The organism is Glycomyces dulcitolivorans (assembly GCF_003265355.1).
GTDB lineage: Bacteria > Actinomycetota > Actinomycetes > Mycobacteriales > Micromonosporaceae > Glycomyces > Glycomyces dulcitolivorans.
Genome location: NZ_QFRW01000095.1, coordinates 1 through 19,531, shown reverse-complemented (window position 1 = coordinate 19,531; position 19,531 = coordinate 1). Strand labels below are relative to the sequence as shown.

General features: G+C 71.2%; 20 protein-coding genes and 1 pseudogene. 16 read left to right on the top strand and 5 right to left on the bottom strand.

What is annotated here, in order from left to right:
- Positions 1–32 precede the first annotated feature (32 nt).
- The 14 genes from DI269_RS11945 to DI269_RS11880 all read left to right on the top strand — a co-directional run bounded on the left by DI269_RS11945 (position 33) and on the right by DI269_RS11880 (position 15,519).
- The gene (locus tag DI269_RS11945; RefSeq protein WP_112136157.1) at positions 33–1,097 is read left to right on the top strand and encodes an ABC transporter substrate-binding protein; all 1,065 of its coding nucleotides are present in this window, start codon (positions 33–35) and stop codon (positions 1,095–1,097) included.
- Positions 1,097–1,984: an ABC transporter permease gene (locus DI269_RS11940; protein WP_112136155.1), complete on the top strand. Its 888-nt coding sequence runs from the start codon at positions 1,097–1,099 to the stop codon at positions 1,982–1,984. Before DI269_RS11945 ends, DI269_RS11940 begins: the two co-directional genes overlap by 1 nt.
- The gene (locus DI269_RS11935; protein ID WP_112136153.1) at positions 1,960–2,718 is read left to right on the top strand and encodes an ABC transporter ATP-binding protein; all 759 of its coding nucleotides are present in this window, start codon (positions 1,960–1,962) and stop codon (positions 2,716–2,718) included. Before DI269_RS11940 ends, DI269_RS11935 begins: the two co-directional genes overlap by 25 nt.
- Positions 2,715–4,088 (top strand): LLM class flavin-dependent oxidoreductase, encoded by a 1,374-nt coding sequence (locus DI269_RS11930; protein ID WP_112136151.1) that lies wholly within the window; start codon positions 2,715–2,717, stop codon positions 4,086–4,088. The genes DI269_RS11935 and DI269_RS11930 overlap by 4 nt, the downstream gene beginning before the upstream one ends.
- Positions 4,089–4,293: 205 nt before the next feature.
- The gene (locus DI269_RS11925; RefSeq protein WP_112136149.1) at positions 4,294–5,394 is read left to right on the top strand and encodes an ABC transporter substrate-binding protein; all 1,101 of its coding nucleotides are present in this window, start codon (positions 4,294–4,296) and stop codon (positions 5,392–5,394) included.
- On the top strand, positions 5,391–6,182 hold the full coding sequence (locus DI269_RS11920) for an ABC transporter ATP-binding protein (protein WP_112136147.1): 792 nt from the start codon (positions 5,391–5,393) through the stop codon (positions 6,180–6,182). The genes DI269_RS11925 and DI269_RS11920 overlap by 4 nt, the downstream gene beginning before the upstream one ends.
- The gene (locus DI269_RS11915; protein WP_112136145.1) at positions 6,172–7,062 is read left to right on the top strand and encodes an ABC transporter permease; all 891 of its coding nucleotides are present in this window, start codon (positions 6,172–6,174) and stop codon (positions 7,060–7,062) included. The genes DI269_RS11920 and DI269_RS11915 overlap by 11 nt, the downstream gene beginning before the upstream one ends.
- A 93-nt stretch (positions 7,063–7,155) precedes the next feature.
- Positions 7,156–7,977: an ABC transporter permease gene (locus DI269_RS11910; protein ID WP_112136142.1), complete on the top strand. Its 822-nt coding sequence runs from the start codon at positions 7,156–7,158 to the stop codon at positions 7,975–7,977.
- Positions 7,950–8,684 (top strand): ABC transporter ATP-binding protein, encoded by a 735-nt coding sequence (locus DI269_RS11905; RefSeq protein ID WP_112136140.1) that lies wholly within the window; start codon positions 7,950–7,952, stop codon positions 8,682–8,684. Before DI269_RS11910 ends, DI269_RS11905 begins: the two co-directional genes overlap by 28 nt.
- 16 nt (positions 8,685–8,700) lie before the next feature.
- Positions 8,701–11,019, top strand: a complete 2,319-nt coding sequence (locus DI269_RS11900) for an arylsulfatase (protein WP_112136137.1) — start codon at positions 8,701–8,703, stop codon at positions 11,017–11,019.
- Positions 11,020–11,051: 32 nt separating this feature from the next.
- Complete coding sequence (locus tag DI269_RS11895; protein ID WP_112136135.1) at positions 11,052–12,029, top strand: ABC transporter substrate-binding protein; 978 nt, start codon at positions 11,052–11,054, stop codon at positions 12,027–12,029.
- Between the two features lie 9 nt (positions 12,030–12,038).
- The gene (locus DI269_RS11890) at positions 12,039–13,889 is read left to right on the top strand and encodes an alkyl/aryl-sulfatase (RefSeq protein ID WP_112136133.1); all 1,851 of its coding nucleotides are present in this window, start codon (positions 12,039–12,041) and stop codon (positions 13,887–13,889) included.
- Between the two features lie 136 nt (positions 13,890–14,025).
- Complete coding sequence (locus DI269_RS11885) at positions 14,026–14,655, top strand: hypothetical protein (protein WP_112136131.1); 630 nt, start codon at positions 14,026–14,028, stop codon at positions 14,653–14,655.
- A 135-nt stretch (positions 14,656–14,790) separates the two neighbouring features.
- The gene (locus tag DI269_RS11880) at positions 14,791–15,519 is read left to right on the top strand and encodes an HAD family hydrolase (protein WP_112136129.1); all 729 of its coding nucleotides are present in this window, start codon (positions 14,791–14,793) and stop codon (positions 15,517–15,519) included.
- On the opposite strand, the gene DI269_RS11875 is transcribed toward DI269_RS11880, so the two are convergent.
- Positions 15,516–16,094: a helix-turn-helix domain-containing protein gene (locus DI269_RS11875; RefSeq protein ID WP_112136127.1), complete on the bottom strand. Its 579-nt coding sequence runs from the start codon at positions 16,092–16,094 to the stop codon at positions 15,516–15,518. The two genes, DI269_RS11880 and DI269_RS11875, sit on opposite strands and share 4 nt — an antisense overlap.
- An 81-nt stretch (positions 16,095–16,175) precedes the next feature.
- Here DI269_RS11875 and DI269_RS11870 point away from each other — a divergent pair, with 81 nt between their 5' ends.
- Positions 16,176–17,120: an NAD(P)/FAD-dependent oxidoreductase gene (locus tag DI269_RS11870; RefSeq protein ID WP_198667345.1), complete on the top strand. Its 945-nt coding sequence runs from the start codon at positions 16,176–16,178 to the stop codon at positions 17,118–17,120.
- 35 nt (positions 17,121–17,155) lie between these two features.
- Here DI269_RS11870 and DI269_RS11865 read toward each other — a convergent pair whose 3' ends face one another.
- The gene (locus DI269_RS11865; protein ID WP_112136125.1) at positions 17,156–17,812 is read right to left on the bottom strand and encodes a DUF4241 domain-containing protein; all 657 of its coding nucleotides are present in this window, start codon (positions 17,810–17,812) and stop codon (positions 17,156–17,158) included.
- A 152-nt stretch (positions 17,813–17,964) separates the two neighbouring features.
- On the opposite strand from DI269_RS11865, the gene DI269_RS11860 reads away from it, so the two are divergent.
- Positions 17,965–18,378, top strand: a complete 414-nt coding sequence (locus DI269_RS11860; protein ID WP_112136123.1) for a hypothetical protein — start codon at positions 17,965–17,967, stop codon at positions 18,376–18,378.
- Between the two features lie 4 nt (positions 18,379–18,382).
- Here the strand turns inward: DI269_RS11860 and DI269_RS27025 are convergent, their stop codons facing one another.
- From DI269_RS27025 to DI269_RS11850, 3 genes and pseudogenes are all read right to left on the bottom strand, one after another.
- The gene (locus DI269_RS27025; protein ID WP_157974920.1) at positions 18,383–18,541 is read right to left on the bottom strand and encodes a hypothetical protein; all 159 of its coding nucleotides are present in this window, start codon (positions 18,539–18,541) and stop codon (positions 18,383–18,385) included.
- 96 nt (positions 18,542–18,637) lie between these two features.
- Positions 18,638–19,330 (bottom strand): CE1759 family FMN reductase, encoded by a 693-nt coding sequence (locus DI269_RS11855; RefSeq protein ID WP_112136121.1) that lies wholly within the window; start codon positions 19,328–19,330, stop codon positions 18,638–18,640.
- A pseudogene (locus DI269_RS11850) lies at positions 19,327–19,531 on the bottom strand (hypothetical protein); the annotation flags it as partial. The pseudogene DI269_RS11850 and the gene DI269_RS11855, both read right to left, overlap by 4 nt.

The window sequence follows — 19,531 nt, the reverse complement described above, 5'->3', positions numbered from 1 at the left end:
CTCCGCTCCTCGAATCCGAAAGGCCCATCCCCATGCCGTCCAAGAAGACCACCCGACGAACCCTCCTGGCGGGCGCGCCCGCCGTCGCCGCGCTGGCCCTCGCCGCCTGCTCCGAAGAGGACGCGGGCCCGCTGCTCGCGGCCGACGCCGACCTGCCGACCGCGGTGCCCGAGGGCACCAGGCTCGTCATCGGCGACCCGTCCCAGCAGCTCGCGTTCGAGCTGTCGGGGCTGGTGTCCCTGCTGACCTTCGAGGTGGAGTGGGCGAACATCTCCGGCGGGCCCAAGTCCGCCGAGGCGTTCCGCGCCAAGTCCCTCGACATCTCCTCGGTGGCCGACATCCCGCCGATCCACACCAACTGGACGGGCCTGCCGACGCGGATCGTGGCCGCCGCCGGGCGCATCGACCCGCTGGAGCACCCGATCTACGACCTCGGGGTCGCACCCGGCGTCGACGTGGCGTCCATCGAGGACCTCGCGGGCAAGCGGATCGCCTACTCCCCCGGGCAGGCCCAGGGCGCGCTGATCCTGCGGGTGCTCGACGCCGCCGGGCTGACCCAGGACGACGTCGAGCTCGTCGAGCTGCCGTCCACCGCCGACACGTACTCGAACGCCCTGGCGGGCAACGAGGTCGACGTGGCGCCGATCGGCGGCACCCAGGTGAAGTCCTATGTGAACAAGTACGGTGCGGACGGGGCGACGACGATCCCGCACGGCCTGCGCGACGACCCGTGGGTGCTGTACGCGCCCGTGGAGGTCCTCGAAGACGCCGACAAGGCCGCGGCCATCGCCGAGTACGTGCGCCTGTGGGGCGCGGCGAAGCTGTGGACCCGGGCGAACCGCGAGGAGTGGATCAACGCCTGGTACGTCGAGCACGAGGGCCTGTCGGCCGAGGACGGGGAGTACCTGTTCGACCGCGAGGGCGAGCCGGACTTCCCCGCGACCTGGGACGAGACCATCGAGCGCCACCAGGAGACGATCCAGATCGTCGCCGAGGGCACCGGCAACGAGGTGCTCGACGCCGAGGACCTGTACGACCGGCGCTTCGAGCCGCTCGTGGCCGAGGGCATCGCCGAGTACGGCGACGGCGGTGCGTGATGACCGCCGTAGTCAAGGGCACTGCGAAGACTGAGACGGCGGCACCCGCCGTCGTACCGCCCGTGGACGACGAGGAGCTGGCCGCCGGCCGCGCCTCGCGCCCGAGGGGCAAGCGCCGCCTGGGCCCGGGCAAGCCGATCAAGCTCGGCTACCTCATCGGCCCGCTCCTGCTGCTGGGCGTGTGGATCTGGGGCTCGGCCCAGGGCTGGATCGACCCGCGCGTCCTCACCGCACCGTGGACCGTGGTCACGACCGCGTGGGACCTGTGGGAGTCCGGGCGACTGGGCCCCGACCTCCTGGTGTCGGCGCGGCGGTTCGCGCTCGGACTCGTCTTCGGCGTCCTCGCCGGGCTCGTCCTCGCGCTCGTGTCCGGGCTGAGCCGCTGGGGCGAGGCGATCGTGGACGGACCGGTGCAGATCAAGCGGTCCATCCCCAACCTCGCGCTGCTGCCGCTCCTGTTGCTGTGGTTCGGCATCGACGAGCGGATGAAGATCATCACGATCGCGCTCGGCGTGCTCATCCCGATCTACATCCACACCCACAACGGGCTGCGCTCGATCGACGGGCGCTACGCCGAACTGGCCGAGACGCTGCGGCTCAAGCCGGCCGCGTTCGTCGGCCGGGTGGTCCTGCCCGGGGCGCTCCCGGGGTTCCTGCTGGGCATGCGGTTCGCCGTCACCTCCTCGTGGCTGTCGCTGGTCGTGGTCGAGCAGGTCAACGCCACCAGCGGCATCGGGTACATGATGCTGCTGGCCGGGACGTACGGGCAGACCGACGTGATCATCGTGGGCCTGGTCCTGTACGCGCTCCTGGGGCTCGCCTCCGACACCGTCGTCCGCTTGATCCAAAGGAGGGCCCTGTCATGGCGGCGCACCCTGGAGGACTGACGGCCACCGCGGCCGTGCAGATCCGCGACCTCCACCGCTCCTTCACCGACGACCGCCCCGTCCTGTCGGGCCTGGACCTGACCATCGAGGCCGGCGAGTTCGTCGCGCTCCTGGGCCGGTCCGGTTCGGGCAAGTCCACGCTCCTGCGGGCCCTGGCCGGGCTCGACCAGGACGCGTCGGGGACCGGGGACATCCTGGTGCCCGAGCAGGTCTCGGTGGTGTTCCAGGACTCCCGGCTGCTGCCGTGGCAGCGGGTCCTGCGCAACGTCGTCCTCGGACTCCAAGGAAGCGGCGCGGTCAAGCGCGGCAAGGAGGCCCTGGCCGAGGTCGGGCTCGCCGGACGCGAGCGGGCCTGGCCCCGGGAGCTGTCCGGCGGCGAGCAGCAGCGCGTCGCCCTGGCGCGGTCGCTGGTGCGCGAACCCGAACTGCTGCTGGCCGACGAGCCCTTCGGGGCCCTGGACGCGTTGACGCGCATCAAGATGCACGGACTGCTCAGGGCCCTGTACGAGCGGCACCGTCCCGCGGTGCTGCTCGTGACGCACGACGTGGACGAGGCGATCGTCCTGGCCGACCGGGTGCTGGTGCTCGACCACGGCGTGGTGAGACATGAGCGCCGCATCGACCTCGACGGCACCCGCGACCCCTCGGACCCCGCGTTCGCGGCCGTCCGCACCGAACTGCTCGCCGCCCTCGGCCTCGCCGGCGGCGTCGAGATCAAAGTGGAGGAATCATGACCGCTGAGCCGAAGAAGCTGCACCTCAACGCGTTCCTGATGAGCACCGGGCACCACGAGGCGTCCTGGCGGCTCCCCGAGTCCGACCCGCACTCGACGACCTCGATCGCGCACTACACGCGGCTGGCGCAGACCGCCGAGCGGGGCAAGCTGGACTCGATCTTCTTCGCCGACTCGCCGTCGCTGTGGGGCACGATCGGGCGCCGGCCCTCCGGGTCGCTGGAGCCGACGGTGGTCCTGGCGGCCATCGCGGCCCTGACGACGCACATCGGGCTCATCGCCACGGCCTCGACGACCTACAACGAGCCGTACAACCTCGCCCGGCGCTTCGCCTCGATCGACCACATCTCCGGCGGGCGCGTGGGCTGGAACATCGTCACCACCGCGACCTTGGACGCGGCCCGCAACTTCAACCTCGACGAACTCCCCTCGCACTCGGCGCGGTATGCGCGGGCGGAGGAGTTCCTCCAGGTCGCCAAGAAGCTGTGGGACTCCTGGGACGACAAGGCGGTCCTGGCCGACAAGGAGGAGGGCCTGTGGGGCGACGACCGGCTGCTGTACCCCGCGGCCCACGCGGGCGAGCACTTCCAGGTCGCCGGCGCGCTCAACGTCCCCCGCACCCCGCAGGGCCACCCCCTGCTGGTGCAGGCCGGGTCCTCCGAGGACGGGAAGTCGTTCGCGGCCAACCACGCCGAGGCGATCTTCACCGCCTGGCAGACCATCGAGGAGGCACAGGCGTTCTACGCCGACATCAAGGCCCGCGCCGCCGCGGCCGGGCGCGACCCCGACGCGGTGCTGGTCCTGCCGGGGATCGTCCCGGTCCTGGGATCGACCGAGGCCGAGGCGCGCCTCTTGGAGGAGGAGCTGGACCGGCTCATCGTCCCCGAGTACGCGCTGAACAACCTCGCCAAGCAGCTCAAGCTCGACCCGTCCGAACTGGACCTCGACAGGGAGCTGCCGGCGGTCCTGCCGACGGAGGACGAGATCGAGGGGGCCAAGAGCCGCTTCACGCTCATCGTCGACCTCGCCCGCCGCGAGCACCTGACGGTGCGCCAGCTGATCGGGCGCCTGGGCGGGGGCCGGGGGCACCGGACCTTCACCGGGACGCCCGAGCAGGTCGCCGACGCGATCCTGGACTGGGCCGACAACGGCGCGGCCGACGGGTTCAACATCATGCCCGCCGTCCTGCCCTCGGGCCTGGAGGCGTTCGTCGACACCGTCGTGCCGATCCTCCAGGCCAAGGGCCGCTTCCGCACCGAGTACGAGGCGACCACGCTGCGCGGGAACTACGGGCTCGCCCGGCCCGAGAACCTGCGGCGGGCCGAGGCGGTCGAGGCCGCCGTCAAGGGCGTCCTCGCCCATTCCCGGTAGATGCATAAGGGACGGAACCGTCCCAACAACCGGAACGACCGTGGGACGGCGAGCGTTGTGCGAGCCAGACCACGGTCGTCCCGCCCACATGCCGGGACCCGGGTTGCCTCCGAACGCGAGGAAACCCTAGAATTCCCACTAGATTAGTCGGAGTAATCGGACTACTAGGAAATCGTCCCTCCCAATCTATCCAGAAAGATTCCCCATGAGCTCTGCCAGCCTGCGCCCCCTCAAGCGCCGAAGCGTCATCGCGGCCGCCGCCGCCCTCTCCACCGCGAGCGCCCTGGCCGCGTGCGGCAACGACGATGACAACTCCTCCGAAGCCGCCGCAGACGCCGACAGCTCGACCGCCAGCGGCACGATCCGCCTGGGCTACTTCGGGAACGTCACGCACGCCCCCGCCCTCGTCGGGCTCGAAGCGGGGGTCTTCGCCGACACCCTGCCCGAGGCCGTCAAGATCGAGGAGACCGTCTTCAACGCGGGACCCTCCGCGATCGAGGCGCTCTTCGCCGACGCCATCGACATCTCCTACATCGGCCCCAACCCCGCCATCAACGGCTGGGCCCAGTCCGAGGGCCAGGCCCTCCACATCATCGCCGGCTCCACCTCCGGGGGCGCCGGCCTCGTCGTCAAACCCGAGATCACCGAGGTCGAGGACCTGCGCGGCAAGGCCCTGGCCACCCCGCAGCTGGGCAACACCCAGGACGTGGCGGCCCGCTACTGGCTCAAGGAGCAGGGCTTCGCGACCGACGAGAACGGCGGCGGCGACGTCTCGGTGACCCCCATCGACAACTCCGAGGTCGCCGCGGCCTTCGACGAGGGCACCGTCCAGGCCGCCTGGGCCGTCGAACCGCGCTACTCCGACCTCCTGCTCAAGCACGGCGCCGTCGAGTTCCTCAACGAGCGGGAGCTGTGGGACGGCGGCGAGTTCGTCACCACCCACATCATCGTCTCCAAGACGTTCCTCGACGAGCAGCCGGCCCTGGTCAAGGCGTTCCTCGAAGGGCACCTGGCCGCGCTCGACTACATCGCGGCCAACCCCGACGAGGCCCAGGTCAAGTCCAACGACCGCATCGAGGCCCTGACGGACAAGCGCCTCGACGACGCCGTCATCGCCGCGGCCTTCGAGAACCTGAGCTTCACCGCCGACCCCATCGCGGCCTCGCTCCAGGGCAGCAAGGACCACGCGGTCGAGATCGGGCTGCTCGAAGAGGTCGACCTCAAGGGCATCTACGCGCTCGACGCCCTCAACCAGGTGCTCGCCGACCGCGGCGACGCCGAGGTCTCGGCGGGTGGCCTGGCATGACCCAGACCCGCAACGAGACGCGGGTCGAGGACACCGCCCGGGCCGCAGGAGCCGTGGTGCTGACCGACGTGGTCAAGCGCTACGGCCGCGGCCCGGGCGCCGTCACGGCCCTCGACGGCGTCTCGCTCACCGTCGAGCCCGGCAGGTTCGTCTGCCTGCTCGGCGCCTCCGGCTGCGGCAAGAGCACCCTGCTCTCGCTCGTGGCCGGACTCGACGACATCTCCGGCGGGAAGGTCGAGCACGTCGACCAGCCGGTCGCCATGATGTTCCAGGAATCGGCGCTGTTCCCGTGGCTGACGGTCCTGGGCAACGTCGAAATCGCTCTGCGCGTGCGCGGCGTCGGTCGGGCTGAACGACGCCGTCGCGCCCTGGAGCTGTTGGAGACGGTGCGGCTCACCGGGTTCGCGCACAAGCGTCCCCACGAGCTCTCGGGTGGCATGCGCCAGCGCGTGGCCTTGGCGCGCGCTCTGGCGCAGGACGCCTCGGTGCTGCTGATGGACGAGCCGTTCGGCGCGCTGGACGCGATGACCCGCGACCTCCTCCACGACGAGCTGGAGCGGATCTGGCGCGAGCAGAACCTCACGGTCCTGTTCGTGACGCACAACGTGCGCGAGGCGGTGCGCCTGGGCGACCAGGTCGTGCTGCTGAGTTCGCGTCCGGGCCGGGTGCTGAACGTGTACGACGTGGAGCTGGACCGGCCCCGGCGCATCGACTCCGCGCCGGTCGCCGCCCTGGCGGCCGAGATCACCGACGCGCTGCGCGAGGAGGTGGGCCGCCATGCCAACTGAGACCGTGAAGTCCAAGGTGGAGGACACCTCCCGCACCTGGGTGTCGGGGCTCGACGAGCTGGAGAAGACCCCGATCACCGAGACCCGCTGGGGCCGGTTCGCCTCCAGGCTGTGGGCCGGGACGTGGCCGAAGGTCCTGGCGCTGGTCATCGTCATCGGGGCCTGGCAGGTCCTGTTCCTGTCCGAGTGGAAGGCGCCGTGGGTCCTGCCCGCGCCGCTGACGGTGTGGCAGGACCTCGTCGAGTACGCCGCGACGCCGGACTACTTGCAGGCCATCGTGATCACGTTGCAGCGGGCCCTGACCGGGTTCGCGCTGTCGGTCGCGGTCGGGTCGGTGCTGGGGATCGCGGTGGCGCGGTTCAAGCCCCTGCGGGCGGCGATCGGGTCGCTGATCACCGGGCTCCAGACGATGCCCTCGATCATGTGGTTCCCCCTGGCGATCCTGCTGTTCAAGATCTCGGAGTCGGCGATCCTGTTCGTGGTGGTGCTCGGGGCGGTCCCGTCGATCGCCAACGGCATCATCTCCGGGATCGACTACGTCCCGCCGGCGTGGAAGCGCGTCGGCGCGGTCCTGGGCATGAAGGGCTTCCAGCTGTACCGGCACGTGATCCTGCCCGCGACGCTCCCGTCGTTCGTCTCCGGTCTCAAGCAGGGCTGGGCGTTCGCGTGGCGCTCGCTCATGGCCGGCGAGCTGCTGGTGATCGTGGCCGGGCAGGGCTCGATCGGCGCCCTGATGCAGGGCGCCAGGGAGTTCAACGACTCCGCGCGGGTCCTGACGTGGATCATCACGGTCCTCGTCATCGGCATCCTGGTCGACACCCTGTTCAAGGCCGCCGACAACCGCATCCGCAAGTCCTGGGGCCTGTCGACCGACCGCTAGCACCCCGCCAACTGCACACGTGTGTCCCCGCGCGGACCGTCCGCACCTTCGCTCCGCGCGGGGATCCCCACTCGAATCACTTGGGGCACAACCATGACTTCAATTCCCATTAAACGAATAGGACAACTGGATATTCGGGGAGCGGCCGCACGGCTGCGCCTGGACCGGCTCCGCATCCTCATCGGACCGGTCGTCCTGGTGGCGCTGTGGCAGATCGGCTCGGCCACCGGACTCATCCCCGAGCAGACCCTCGCCGCCCCCTCGACGGTGATCAGCGCCGGCGCCGACCTGGTCGAGACCGGACGCCTGCAAGAGCACCTGCTGGTGTCCCTCGGCCGGGCGGCGACCGGCCTCACCCTCGGCGTCCTCATCGGCGCCGTCCTGGCCGTCGTCGCGGGCCTGTTCCGCTTCGGCGAGGACCTCATCGACGGCCCCATGCAGATCCTGCGCGCCATCCCCGCGCTCGCGCTCGTGCCCCTGGCGATCGTGTGGTTCGGCATCGGCGAAGAGGTCAAGGTCTTCCTCGTGGTCTTCGCGACCGCGTTCCCGGTGTACGTCAACACCCACGCCGCCATCCGCGGCCTCGACCCCCGCTACGCCGAACTGGCGCGGACGGTGGAGCTGGGCCGCCTCGGCCTGGTGCGCAAGGTGATCCTGCCCGGCGCGCTCCCGGGGTTCTTCACCGGCCTGCGGTTCGCGACCGCGATCTCCTGGCTCGTCCTGGTCGTGTCGGAGCAGATCAACGCGACCAGCGGCATCGGCTTCCTCATGACCCAGGCCCGCAGCTTCGCCCAGACCGACGTCATCGTCGTCGGCCTGGTCGTCTACGGCCTCCTCGGCCTGACCTCCGACCGGCTCGTGCGATACATCGAAGGGAGGGTCCTGCCGTGGCGACGGACCTTCACCGCGCGGTAGACGCCCCGGCGGCCGTGGCCGTCAAGGGACTCGACAAGTCCTTCGGGACCCAGCACGTCCTCAAGGGCGTCGACCTGGACATCGCCCCCGGCGAGTTCACCGCGCTCCTGGGGCGCTCGGGGTCGGGCAAGTCCACGCTCCTGCGCGTCCTGGCCGGGCTCGACACCGACTACGACGGCGAGGTCGCCGTCCCGGGCAGGCGGGCCGTGGCGTTCCAGGACTCCCGGCTCCTGCCGTGGAAAAGAGTTCTCGACAACGTGCTCCTGGGCCAGAAGGGCAAGGCCGCCAAAGCGAAGGGCCTCGCCACCCTGGACGAGGTAGGGCTCGCCGACAAGGCGAAGGCCTGGCCGCACACCCTCTCGGGCGGCGAGGGCCAGCGCGCCGCACTCGCCCGGGCCCTGGTGAGGGAACCCGAGCTGCTGCTCCTGGACGAGCCGTTCGGGGCCCTGGACGCCCTGACCCGCTTGAAGATGCACGCACTGCTGCGCAAGCTCTGGGCCGCGCACCAGCCGTCGGTGCTGCTGGTGACGCACGACGTCGAGGAGGCGATCGCGCTGGCCGACCGGGTCCTGGTGCTCACCGAGGGCCGCATCTCGCTCGACGTGCGCGTCGAACTCCCCCAGACCGCGCCGCGGCGCTCCCGCGAGTTCGCCGACCTGCGCGACCGGCTCCTGGCGGAGCTGGGCGTCGCCGAATCAGAACGCTGAAGGCAGGAACCAGACCATGACCATCCCTGAGCACGCCCGCGGCTACGAGGGCTTCGGCGGCGAGATCGGGCGCACCGCGGCCGAGTCGACCCCGTGGTGGCCCGAGGAGCCCACCGCCCCCGAGGGCGCCCCGAACATCATCGTGGTGCTGCTCGACGACATGGGCTACAGCGACATCGGCCCGTTCGGGTCCGAGATCGACACCCCGAACCTCGACCGGCTCGCCGCCACCGGGGTCCGGTTGACGAACTACCACACGACCCCCGTCTGCTCCCCCGCCCGCGCCGCGCTGCTGACGGGTCTGAACCCGCACCGGGCCGGGTACGGGTCGGTCGCGAACTCCGACCCGGGCTTCCCCGGGCTGCGGCTCGAACTCGCCGACGACGTGCTGAGCCTGCCGGAAGCGCTGCGCGCCAACGGGTACGCCACGTACGCGATCGGCAAGTGGCACCTGGCGCGGGACGCGAACCTGGCGCCGGGGCGCACCCGCGACTCCTGGCCGCTCCAGCGCGGCTTCGACCGCTACTACGGGTCCCTGGAGGGCCTGAACTCGTTCTTCCACCCCAACCAGCTGACCGTCGACAACGACGCGTCCACGGTGGAGGAGTACCCCGACGGGTACTACCTGACCGACGACCTCACCGACCGGGCCGTCTCACTCATCAAGGACCTGCGCGCCCACGACGGCGAGAAGCCGTTCTTCCTGTACTTCGCGCACGTGGCCATGCACGGCCCGCACCAGGCCAAGGCCGAGGACATCGCCAGGTACCGCGGCCGGTACGGGCACGGGTGGGACGCGGTCCGCAAGGCGCGCTTCGCCAAGCAGCTCGCCGAGGGCCTGTTCCCGGAGGGCACGGAGGCCGCGCGCAACACCGAGCCCGGCTTCGACGTCCCCGCCTGGGACGACCTGGAGCCCGAGGAGCGGGACCGGTACGCCCGCTACATGGAGGTCTACGCGGCCATGGTCGACTCGGTCGACCAGTCCGTGGGGCGCCTGCTCGACACCGTCGAGGCGTTCGGGGAACTCGACAACACCATCGTGGTCTTCACCTCCGACAACGGCGGCACCGCCGAAGGCGGACCGGTCGGGACGCGGTCGTACTTCTCGCAGTTCGTGCACCACCCCGTGCCCGCCGACTGGGAGCGGGACGTCGCCCACGACCCCGAGCTCATCGGCTCGGAGAAGCTCGGCGTGCACTACCCGCGGGGCTGGGCGCAGGCGTCGAACACGCCGTTCCGGTTCTACAAGGGGCAGACGTTCGCCGGCGGGGTCCGGGTACCGCTCATCGTCTCCTGGCCCGCCGGACTCGCCCGCGCCGAATCCGACGACGGCGTGCGGCACCAGTACGGGTACGTCACCGACCTGTTCCCTACCCTCCTCGACCTCGCCGGGCTCAAGGCGCCTGCGCAGCGGGCCGGGCGCGAGGCGCAGGAGCGGGACGGCGTCAGCCTCGCCGAGGTCCTGCGCAAGGCCGAACTCGCCAGCCCGCACACCGAGCAGTACGCCGAGTTCGGCGGCCACCGCGGCTACTACAAGGACGGCTGGAAACTCGTCACCCTTCACAAAGCGGGGACCCCGTTCGACGACAACGAATGGGAGCTGTACGACGTCGAGGCCGACCCGACCGAGATCCGCAACGTCGCCGGCGAGCACCCGGACCTGGTGAAGGAACTGGCGGCGGCGTGGGAGGCCGCGGCCTGGCGCAACACCGTCTTCCCGCTCGGCCAAGGCTTCGGCCCGCGCTCGCGCAGGCCTTCCCATGCGCGCCTGGCCGACCCGGTCCGACTCCTGCCCGGCACCCCGGTCCTGGAGCGGTTCCGGTCGGCGCAGCTGATCCAGTACCGGTCGTTCACGATCGACGTCGAGCTGGCCGACGACGGCGGCGACGGCGTCCTCGTCTCCCACGGCGACCCGCAGGGCGGCTACATCCTCTACGTCGAAGAGGGCCGGATCCACTTCGCCTACAACCAGTTCGGGCGCATCTCGGCCGTCAGCGCCGAGATCCCCGCCGGGACCCGCCGCATCCGACTGACCGCGGAGGCGACCCCGCGGCTGCGCTGGGACTTCCACGTCGCCGTCGGCGACGGCGTGAGAGAACCCGTGCCGGTGGCCGAACTGCCGGGCCGGTTCCAGCTCGTGGGCATGGCCCCGTGGACCGGGATCTCGGTCGGGCGCGACGCCCGCGGCCCGGTCCTGTGGGACCTGCGCGAACGGCGCGGCCTCTACCCGTTCAACGGCGAACTCACCGCCGTCACCTACACCCCCGGGGCGCTCGCGTTCGGCCCCGAGGAGATCAAGGCGATCCAGCGCGAAGCCGAACTCGCCGCCGACTAACCACAATCCATATTCCGAAAGGCACCACCGCTATGACGACCCGCAGAACGATCCTCGGCGCCACCGCCGCCGCACCACTCGCCGCCCTCGGCCTGGCCGCGTGCTCAGGCGACGAAGGCTCCGGCGTCGTGCTGCGGGTCGGCGAACTGGGCGCCGCCCCGGTCACCCAGGAGCTGTTCAAAGCCGCCGGCCTCGACCAGGACCTGCCCTACCAGATCGAGTGGAAGCAGTTCGTCAACGCCGGCCCCGAGTACATCGAGGCCGCCGGAGCCGACGCGGTCGACGTCGGCTACACCGCCGACACGCCCCTGATCTTCGCCGCCTCCAACGGCGTCGGGCTCAAGGCGATCGCCGTCGCGACCCTGGAGGACCCGAACGCCTCCGGCAACGCGATCCTCGCCGGGCCCGGCACCGGCATCACCGCCATCGAAGACCTCAAGGGCCGCAAGGTGTCCTTCCAGGAGGGCACGATCACGCAGTACCACGTGGTCAAGGCCCTCGAATCGGTCGGGCTGACGCTGGCGGACATCGAACCGGTGAACCTCCCGGTGGTCGACGCGAACACCGCGCTGGCGAACGGGGAGACCGATGCGGTGGCGACCCTGGGGATCTACTGGACGCAGGCCGAGGCCAACGGGGCGACCGTGATCGCGACGGGGTCGGGGCTCATCCCCGGCAACAGCCTGCTGTCGGCGCGCACCGCGGTCATCGACGACGAGGCGTACGCCGACGCCCTCGCCGACTACATCGACCGGTACGCGCAGGCGCAGGAGTGGCGCTACGCGAACGTGAGCGAATGGGCCGGGATCTACGCCGGGCTCACGGGCCTGGACGCGTCCCTGATCGAGGCGACCGAGACGCGCGCGCCGGTCGTCCTGGGCCCGGTCACCGACGAGGTGATCGCCCAGCAGCAGGACCAGACCGACGTCTACACCGCGCTCGGCATCATCGACCAGTTGGACGCGGCCGACCAGTTCGACGGCAAGTTCTCAAGCGCTTTCGAGGCATAGGAGCCGGTAGTGGGCACTGAAGCGACCCCCGAGACCGAAGCGGCCAACGCCGCGGCCGCGTTCGGGCGGCACGATGCGACCGAGGCGGCCCTGGCCGACCGCGGGCTCGTCGTCGCCGCCGACGGGGTCCTGGAGGCCCTCGACGGGCGGCCGGTGCGGGACAACCGCCGCTTCGGCTTCTTGGAGGGGGACGCGCCGCCTACCGTCCATCCTGGACTGTGGCGCCACGCCGGGTTGAACACCCGCACAGGGCTCTACGAGGTGGTCCCGGACCGGATCTGGCAGGTCCGGGGCCTGGACCTCGCGAACATCACGTTCGTCGCCGGCGCCACCGGCTGGGTCGTCCTGGATGCACTGACGAACGCCGAGGCCGCCCGCGCCGCGCTCGAATTGGCGAACGCGCATCTGGGCGAGCGCGAGGTGCGGGCGGTCGTGGTCAGCCACAGCCACATCGACCACTTCGGCGGGATCAAGGGCGTGCTGCCCGAGCGGGGCGAGGTGCCGATCGTGGCGCCCGAGGGGTTCCTGCAGGCGGCCGTGGAGGAGAACATCGCCGCGGGCAATGCGATGTTCCGGCGCGCGACGTACATGTTCGGGACGTTCCTGCCCGCCTCGGCGACCGGGCAGGTCGACCACGGCATCGGCAAGGGCGGCGGGCGCGGGGGCACGTCGGGCCTGGTGGCGCCGACGATCGAGGTCGCCGAGACCGGGACCGAGCTCGTCCTCGACGGGGTGCGGCTGGTCTTCCAGGTCACCCCCGACACCGAGGCGCCCGCGGAGCTGAACGCGTACCTGCCGGACCTCAAGGCCCTGTGGGTGCCCGAGAACGCCGTCGCCTCCCTCCACAACCTCTACACGCCGCGCGGGGCCGAGATCCGCGACGCCCTCGGCTGGTCCAAGCACCTGCACGAGACGGTGCTCCTGTTCGGCGAGGCCGAGGTGCTGTTCGCCTCGCACCTGTGGCCGCGGTGGGGCAACGCCGAACTCGTGGAGTTCCTGACGCTGCAACGGGACGCGTACCGGTACCTGCACGACCAGACGCTGCGCCTGGCCAACCACGGGCTCGGCCCGGTGGCGATCGCCGAGCAGCTGCGGTTCCCCGAGGCGCTTGAGGTGCGGCCGTTCGTGCGCGGCTACTACGGGACGGTGAACCACAACGTCAAGGCCGTGTACCAGCGCTACCTGGGCTGGTTCGACGGCAACCCGGCGAACCTGCACCCGCTGCCGCCGGTGGAAGCGGCGAAGAAGACGATCGAGTACGCGGGCGGGGCGGCCGCTGTTCTCGCGAAGGCGCGGGAGGACTTCGCGCGGGGCGAGTACCGGTGGGTCGCGCAGATCGTGAACCAGGTGGTGTTCGCCGACCCCGGCAACGAGGAGGCCCGCGAACTCCAGGCCGCGACCTTGGAGCAGCTCGGGTATCAAGCGGAGTCGGCGCCGTGGCGCAACATCTACCTCACCGGCGCGGCCGAACTGCGCGGCGGCGTCCCGGAGCTCCCGCGGCGCCTGGTCAGCCCCGAACTCCTCAAAGGCATGACCCCCGAGCAGGTCTTCGACTTCCTCGCGGTGCGCCTGAACGGGCCGAGAGCGGCCGGGCTCGCGTTCGCCGTCAACTGGGTCCTCCCCGAGGGCACCTACCTGACCGAGCTGTCCAACGGGTCCCTCCACACCGCCGTCGGCGTCCTCGATCCCGAGGCCGACGCCACCGCGACCCTGGAGGCGGCGGACCTGATCGGGCTGCTCCTGGACCCGGCCGCGGTCATCCCGAACCTGAAGACCGAAGGCGATGCGGCCGTCATCGCCCGCCTGTTCGCGCTCCTGGACCGCTTCGCCCCCGGCTTCCCCATCGTCACCCCCCATTGACACCGGGTCCGGGTTCCCGATCAGCTCGCGGGAACCCGGACCCGGCACCTCTTCCCCTGGGCGCCAACGGGGACCGCGCGGGTGGGCGGATTCGGATATTCTCGGGGACCCGCCACGAGCCCCCTTGGACGCATAAATGGACACGCTGAACACCCGCCCCATTCCCGGGGTCGTCCCGTTCCGGATCGGACGCGAGCTGCTGTACGCCTTCGCGATGCCGGTCGTCCTCATCGCTGCGGCGGTGACCTTGTTCTGGAACATCCGGTACGCGCCGGGGGCGCTGCCGGACTGGGCGACGCCGGTGTCGGCGGTGACGGCCGCCGCGGCCACGCTCGCGCTCGTCGCGACCGGGTTCCTGGGCCGGTACCGGCGGGCCGACTCCCGCGGGCGGTTCACCCTGCTGATCCTCACCGGGTTCGGCGCCTGGATGGTCTGCCTCCCGCTCGACTCGGCCATGCTCGCCGAGCGCGGCGTCGAGGTCCAGTGCACCGTGGAGTCGACCTACGAGAAGCAGTACCGCAGGTCGACGATCATCGAGCACGTCCTCGACTGCCCCGGCTGGTCCTCCCCCACGATGGGCACCGATCCCGGCGACCGGCTCGCCGTCGGATCGCCGGTGACGGCGTTCATCGACCCTGAGGGGACCATCCCCGCGCAGTACGGCGAGGTGGACGGGGGCTCGGGCTACCTGTGGACGGGCGGCATCGCCCTGGCGACCCTGGCCCTCGCCGGCGTCCGGCTGGTGATCGCCCGCACCGTGAGGTGAACGGGGGCCGAAGAGCCCGGGACGGTTGTGTGAGGTGGGGCTGTAGCGGTGGTTTCGGGCGCTTCGGGCGGTTACGGTTTGGAGCGGGCGCAAGGGGGCGCCGTCGCCGATGCCCGTTCGAACGGAAGGCCCGCCGTGATCTACAACCTCTTCGACTCCGCCGCCGCCTACGAGCCGACCGCGGCCGAGCAGGCCGGGCCGGTGCCGCCGGTCGAGGCGGTCCTGTTCGACTTCAGCAACACGATCTTCAAGCTCATCGACGTCCCCACCTGGCTGCGCCGGGTCGCCGAGGCGTCCGGGCGGGCCGTGGACGACGAGCTGGTGGAGAAGACCGCCGAGCAGCTGTACGAGACGTACCGGATCCCCGAGGTCGCCGCGGCGCAGGTCGGGCGCGACGAGTCGGCCGCCAAGCACCGGGTCGCGCTGTACGCGTGGTTCGAGCGGGTCGACTACCTCCAGGGCATCGAGTTGGTCGCGTACGAGCTCATCGCCGCCCCCGACGCGTGGGTGCCCTACCCCGACACCGAGCCGCTGCTGCGCGAGCTGCGCCGCCGCGGGATCAAGACCGGGATCGTCTCGGACTTCCCGTGGGACGTGGGCGTCCACATGGAGCACTTCGGGCTCGAAGACCTCATCAACGTGCGGGTCGTGTCGTACCAGTACGGGACCGAGAAGCCCGACCCCGTCCTGTTCCGCGCCGCCTGCGAGCAGCTCGGGGTCGACCCGCGCGCGACGCTCATGGTCGGCGACAACCCGGCCAAGGACGGCGGCGCCGCGGCTTCGGGCCTGCGCGCGTACATCCTGCCCGGCGAGGCCCGTACCGGCGAGCGGGGCCTGGCGCACGTCCTCGGGTTCCTGGACTAGCCCTTCGACTTCGGTTTGGCGCGCAGGTGGGCGCGCTCGCCCTGGGAGCCGAAGAGGCTGAGGAACTCCACCGACTCGTCGCCCGCGCGCCCGAACCAGTGCGGGGTGCGCGTGTCGAACTCGGCGGCCTCGCCGGGCTTCATGATGAAGTCGTGCTCCCCCAGGACCACGCGCAGGCGGCCGTTGAGGACGTACATCCACTCGTAGCCCTCGTGGACCTGCGGGTCGGGCTCGGAGGGCTCGCCGGCGGGGATGATGAGCTTGTACGCCTGGATGCCGCCGGGCCGGCGCGTCAGCGGCAGGTGGACCATGCCGTGGCGCACGACCGGGCGCAGGTGGATGCGCGGGTCGCCGGTGGGCGGGGCGTCGACGAGTTCGTCGAGGGTGACGCCGTGGGCCTTGGCGAGCGGCAGGAGCAGTTCGAGAGTGGGCCTGCGCGCGCCCGATTCGAGGCGCGAGAGGGTGCTCACCGAGATGCCCGTCTGCGCGGCGAGGTCGGCGAGGGTCGCCTCGCGCTCCTTGCGGAGGGCGCGCAGGCGCGGGCCGACCGCGTCGAGGGCCTTGTCCAGATCCATGCCTCCCAGTTTGCCAGACCGGCAAGAAGATTTGCCAGAATCGCCGGTTCGGTCCTACGGTTCGACCAGGAGGTGGTCGCAGTGACCGATGAACTGAGGGACCGGTACAACGTCGTGGTGATCGGCGGCGGCGCGGCGGGATTGAACGGCGCGCTCATGCTCGGGCGCGCCCGCCGGACGGTGGCCGTGATCGACGCGGGCGAGCCCCGCAACGCCCCGGCCGAGGGCGTCCACGGGCTCCTCGGGCGCGAGGGCGTGGCGCCGGGCGAGCTGCTCGCGACCGGGCGCGAGGAGGTACGGCAGTACGGCGGGCACGTCGTGTCGGGCCGGGTCGCCAAGGCGCTCAAGCGGGACGAGGAGTTCGTCGTCTCGCTGGAGGACGGGCGCGAGGTCGCGGCGTCGCGGCTGCTGGTGGCCGCCGGGATCGTGGACCGGCTCCCTGAGATCCCGGGCCTGGCCGAGCGCTGGGGCAAGGACGTCATGCACTGCCCCTACTGCCACGGCTGGGAGCACCGCGACCAGGCGATCGGCGTGATCGGCACCGGCCCCATGGCCGTCCATCAGACACTGCTGTTCCGGCAGTGGACGAGCGATCTGGTGTTCTTCACCCACACCGCGCCTGAGCTGACGGCCGAGGAGCGCGAGAAGTTCGCTGCGAGGGGTGTGCGCGTCGTGGAGGGCGAGATCGCCGCGATCGAAGCCGACGGTGCTCGCATGAACGATGGACGGCTGGTGGAGCGGCAGGCGTACGCGATCGCCACCCGCATGGAGGCCCGCGCCGGGTTCCTCGCCGGCCTCGGCCTGGAACTCGCCGAGCACCCTTCGGGGGCGGGCGTGCACATTCCGGCCGACTCGTTCGGCAAGACCGCGGTCCCGGGCGTGTGGGCCGCCGGGAACGTCACCGACCTGATGGCCCAGGTCGGACCCGCGGCGGTCGCGGGCGCGATGGCCGGGGCGCTCATCAACGCCGAGATGATCGAGGCCGAGACCGCCGAAGCGGTCGCCGCGCACCGGCTCGGCCTCTAAAGGAGAGGTGCGGCGGCCGCGAGGCCGCCGCACCCTCACTCGCAGTCTTCGGGCATGAGGAGGAAGTCGGTCACGAACCGCGTCACGTTCCCTTCGGCGTCGCGGCCGATGAACGTCGGATACGCGCCGTCGCCGTAACCGGAGCCGACGAGGACCACGTTCGCACCCGTCGCGGGGTCGGTCACCGCGGCGGCCAGGCCGTTCACCGGGCCCTCCCAGTCCATCTCGCCGATGAGGACGTCCTCGGTCCGGTCGAAGTCCCACTCCTTCAGCGGCCGCAGGCCCGCTTCGTCGGCGAGCGTGCCGCAGCCGGCGTCGACGCCGTACCCGAAGAACCCGTCCGGCCCCAGTCCCTCCACATCGGAGTCGGCGTCGGTGAGGGCCATCTCCCACGACACGGTCGCGGCGTCGCTGACGCGCAGCTCCAGGGCCGCATTGCGCCGGTCCCGCTCGACGCCCTCGGCCGAGAACACCGCGACCCACGCGATCAGCGGATACGAACCCGGTTCCACCGCAACGGTGTACGCAGGGCTCTCGGGAAACACCAGCGGATCGCACCCGACCACCCGCCCGGTCGGCAGCACCGCCTTCTCCAGCTCGATCGGACCGATCACCGCGGACCCGCCGTCCCAGCCCGGAACGAACGACGCGCCGGGAGTCAGCAAGACCGAGAAGTCAGGGGTGTACGCCATCGCCCGATCGTAGCGACCGCCACCGACAACCCCGGCCCCGCAAAGAAAGTCGGGCACCGCGGGCAACCCGGAACGTCCACACTGCGCCTTAACCGCAACGCCCGGTCCCGGAGCCGCCGGGGCCGTCACGACCATGAGAGGGCAATCCCCCCATGCGCAACCGCATCGCGGCACTCCTCGCCGCGCTCGCCGTCCCCCTGTTCGCCGTCCTGGGCCTCGCGACCCCGGCCTTCGCCGCGTACGAGCACGACTGGACGACCAACGTCACCTGGTACGAGGACAACTCCAGGGAGTGCGTCGAGAACCGCTACGTCTCCGGCTGCGTCCAGCCGGCCGGCGACTACATCTGGCTCAAGAACAACGGCTCGGCCGACTACATCGTCAAGATCACCTGGTGGGACCTCGACGGCGACCGAGAGGGCTACTGCACCAACAACTTCAGCCCCTCGGCGGGCTGGACGGTGTGCAACAAGAACTTCCCCGAGGGCCACCGGATCGCCTGGTACGTCGTGTACCACGCCGACGGCCAGTGGTGGTCGGGCTCGACCCAGACCACCACGGTCTAGCCGGTCACGCCTCGGCGTCGTCCTCAGCGCCGTCGTCTCCTGAGACGAAGTCCCCGCCGGTCGGGTCCTCGGCGACCACCTGCACGGTCTCGATGACCTCGGCCGGGTCGACCTTCGGGTAGACGACGTACTCGCCGGTGGCGATGAAGTCGCGATCGCTCATGAGGGGACCTCCAACGGTTCCCTCCAATGTACTGCGACCGGGCGACGGCACAGGGCCCCGAAGCGCTTCCGCGCTCCGGGGCCCTTCACCCGATCATCAAGGCTTGCGCGGCGGCTTCGCCGAACCGCCCGTCGCCAGCCGCATCAGGTCCGAGCTCAGATCGATGTCGAGCTCCGTCCCGCCGGCCGACCCGTACTCGTGCTGGTAGCTCTTCCACGACTCCGACCGCACCTGCTCGGCGAACCCGGACTCCATGAGCAGCAGCAGCTCGATCGACGCGCGGCCGATCCGCTCCCCCAGCTCCGAGGAGTTCCAGTCCTCCGTCGCCGCGAACACCGACGTCGGCACCGTCATCGTCCGCAGGTACGCGAACAGCGACCGCATCTGGTCGTCGATCACCAGCGCGTGGCGGGCCGTCCCCGCCGTCGCGGCCAGGACCACCGGCTTGGCGATGAGCAGGTCGTTGTCGAGCACGTGGAAGAACGAGCTGAACAGCCCGCTCGGCGCGGCCTTGTACACCGGCGCGGAGGCCACGATCCCGTCCGCGCGGCCAAGGACCTCGATCGCGCGGGTCATCTTGGGACCCATGAGCTGCGAGACGATCGCAGTCGTGATCTCGGTGGCCAGCTCGCGCAAGTCGATCACGTCCACCGCCACGGCCTCGCCGCGCTCCTTCGCCAGCGCGCCGACGCGCGAGGCGATGCGGTCGGCGAGCATCCGCGTCGAGGACGGGTCGCTGGTGCCGGCGCTGACGACGGCGAGCCGGTAGGGCTCCTTCGGGGTGTTCACAGCACGGCCTCCTGACCGGTTCGTTGCGTCTTCTGGGCGGGGGCGCGGCCCCCGGCGAGCTTGCGGCCGATCGATTCGAGCTGGCGCATCTCCTCGTCGGTGAGGACGTCGGCGACCGCGCGGGCCACGTCGACGGCGTGGCGGCCGCCGACCAGGCGCTGGGCCGCCCGCCCGGCGGCGGTCAGGCCCAGGCGCAGGCCG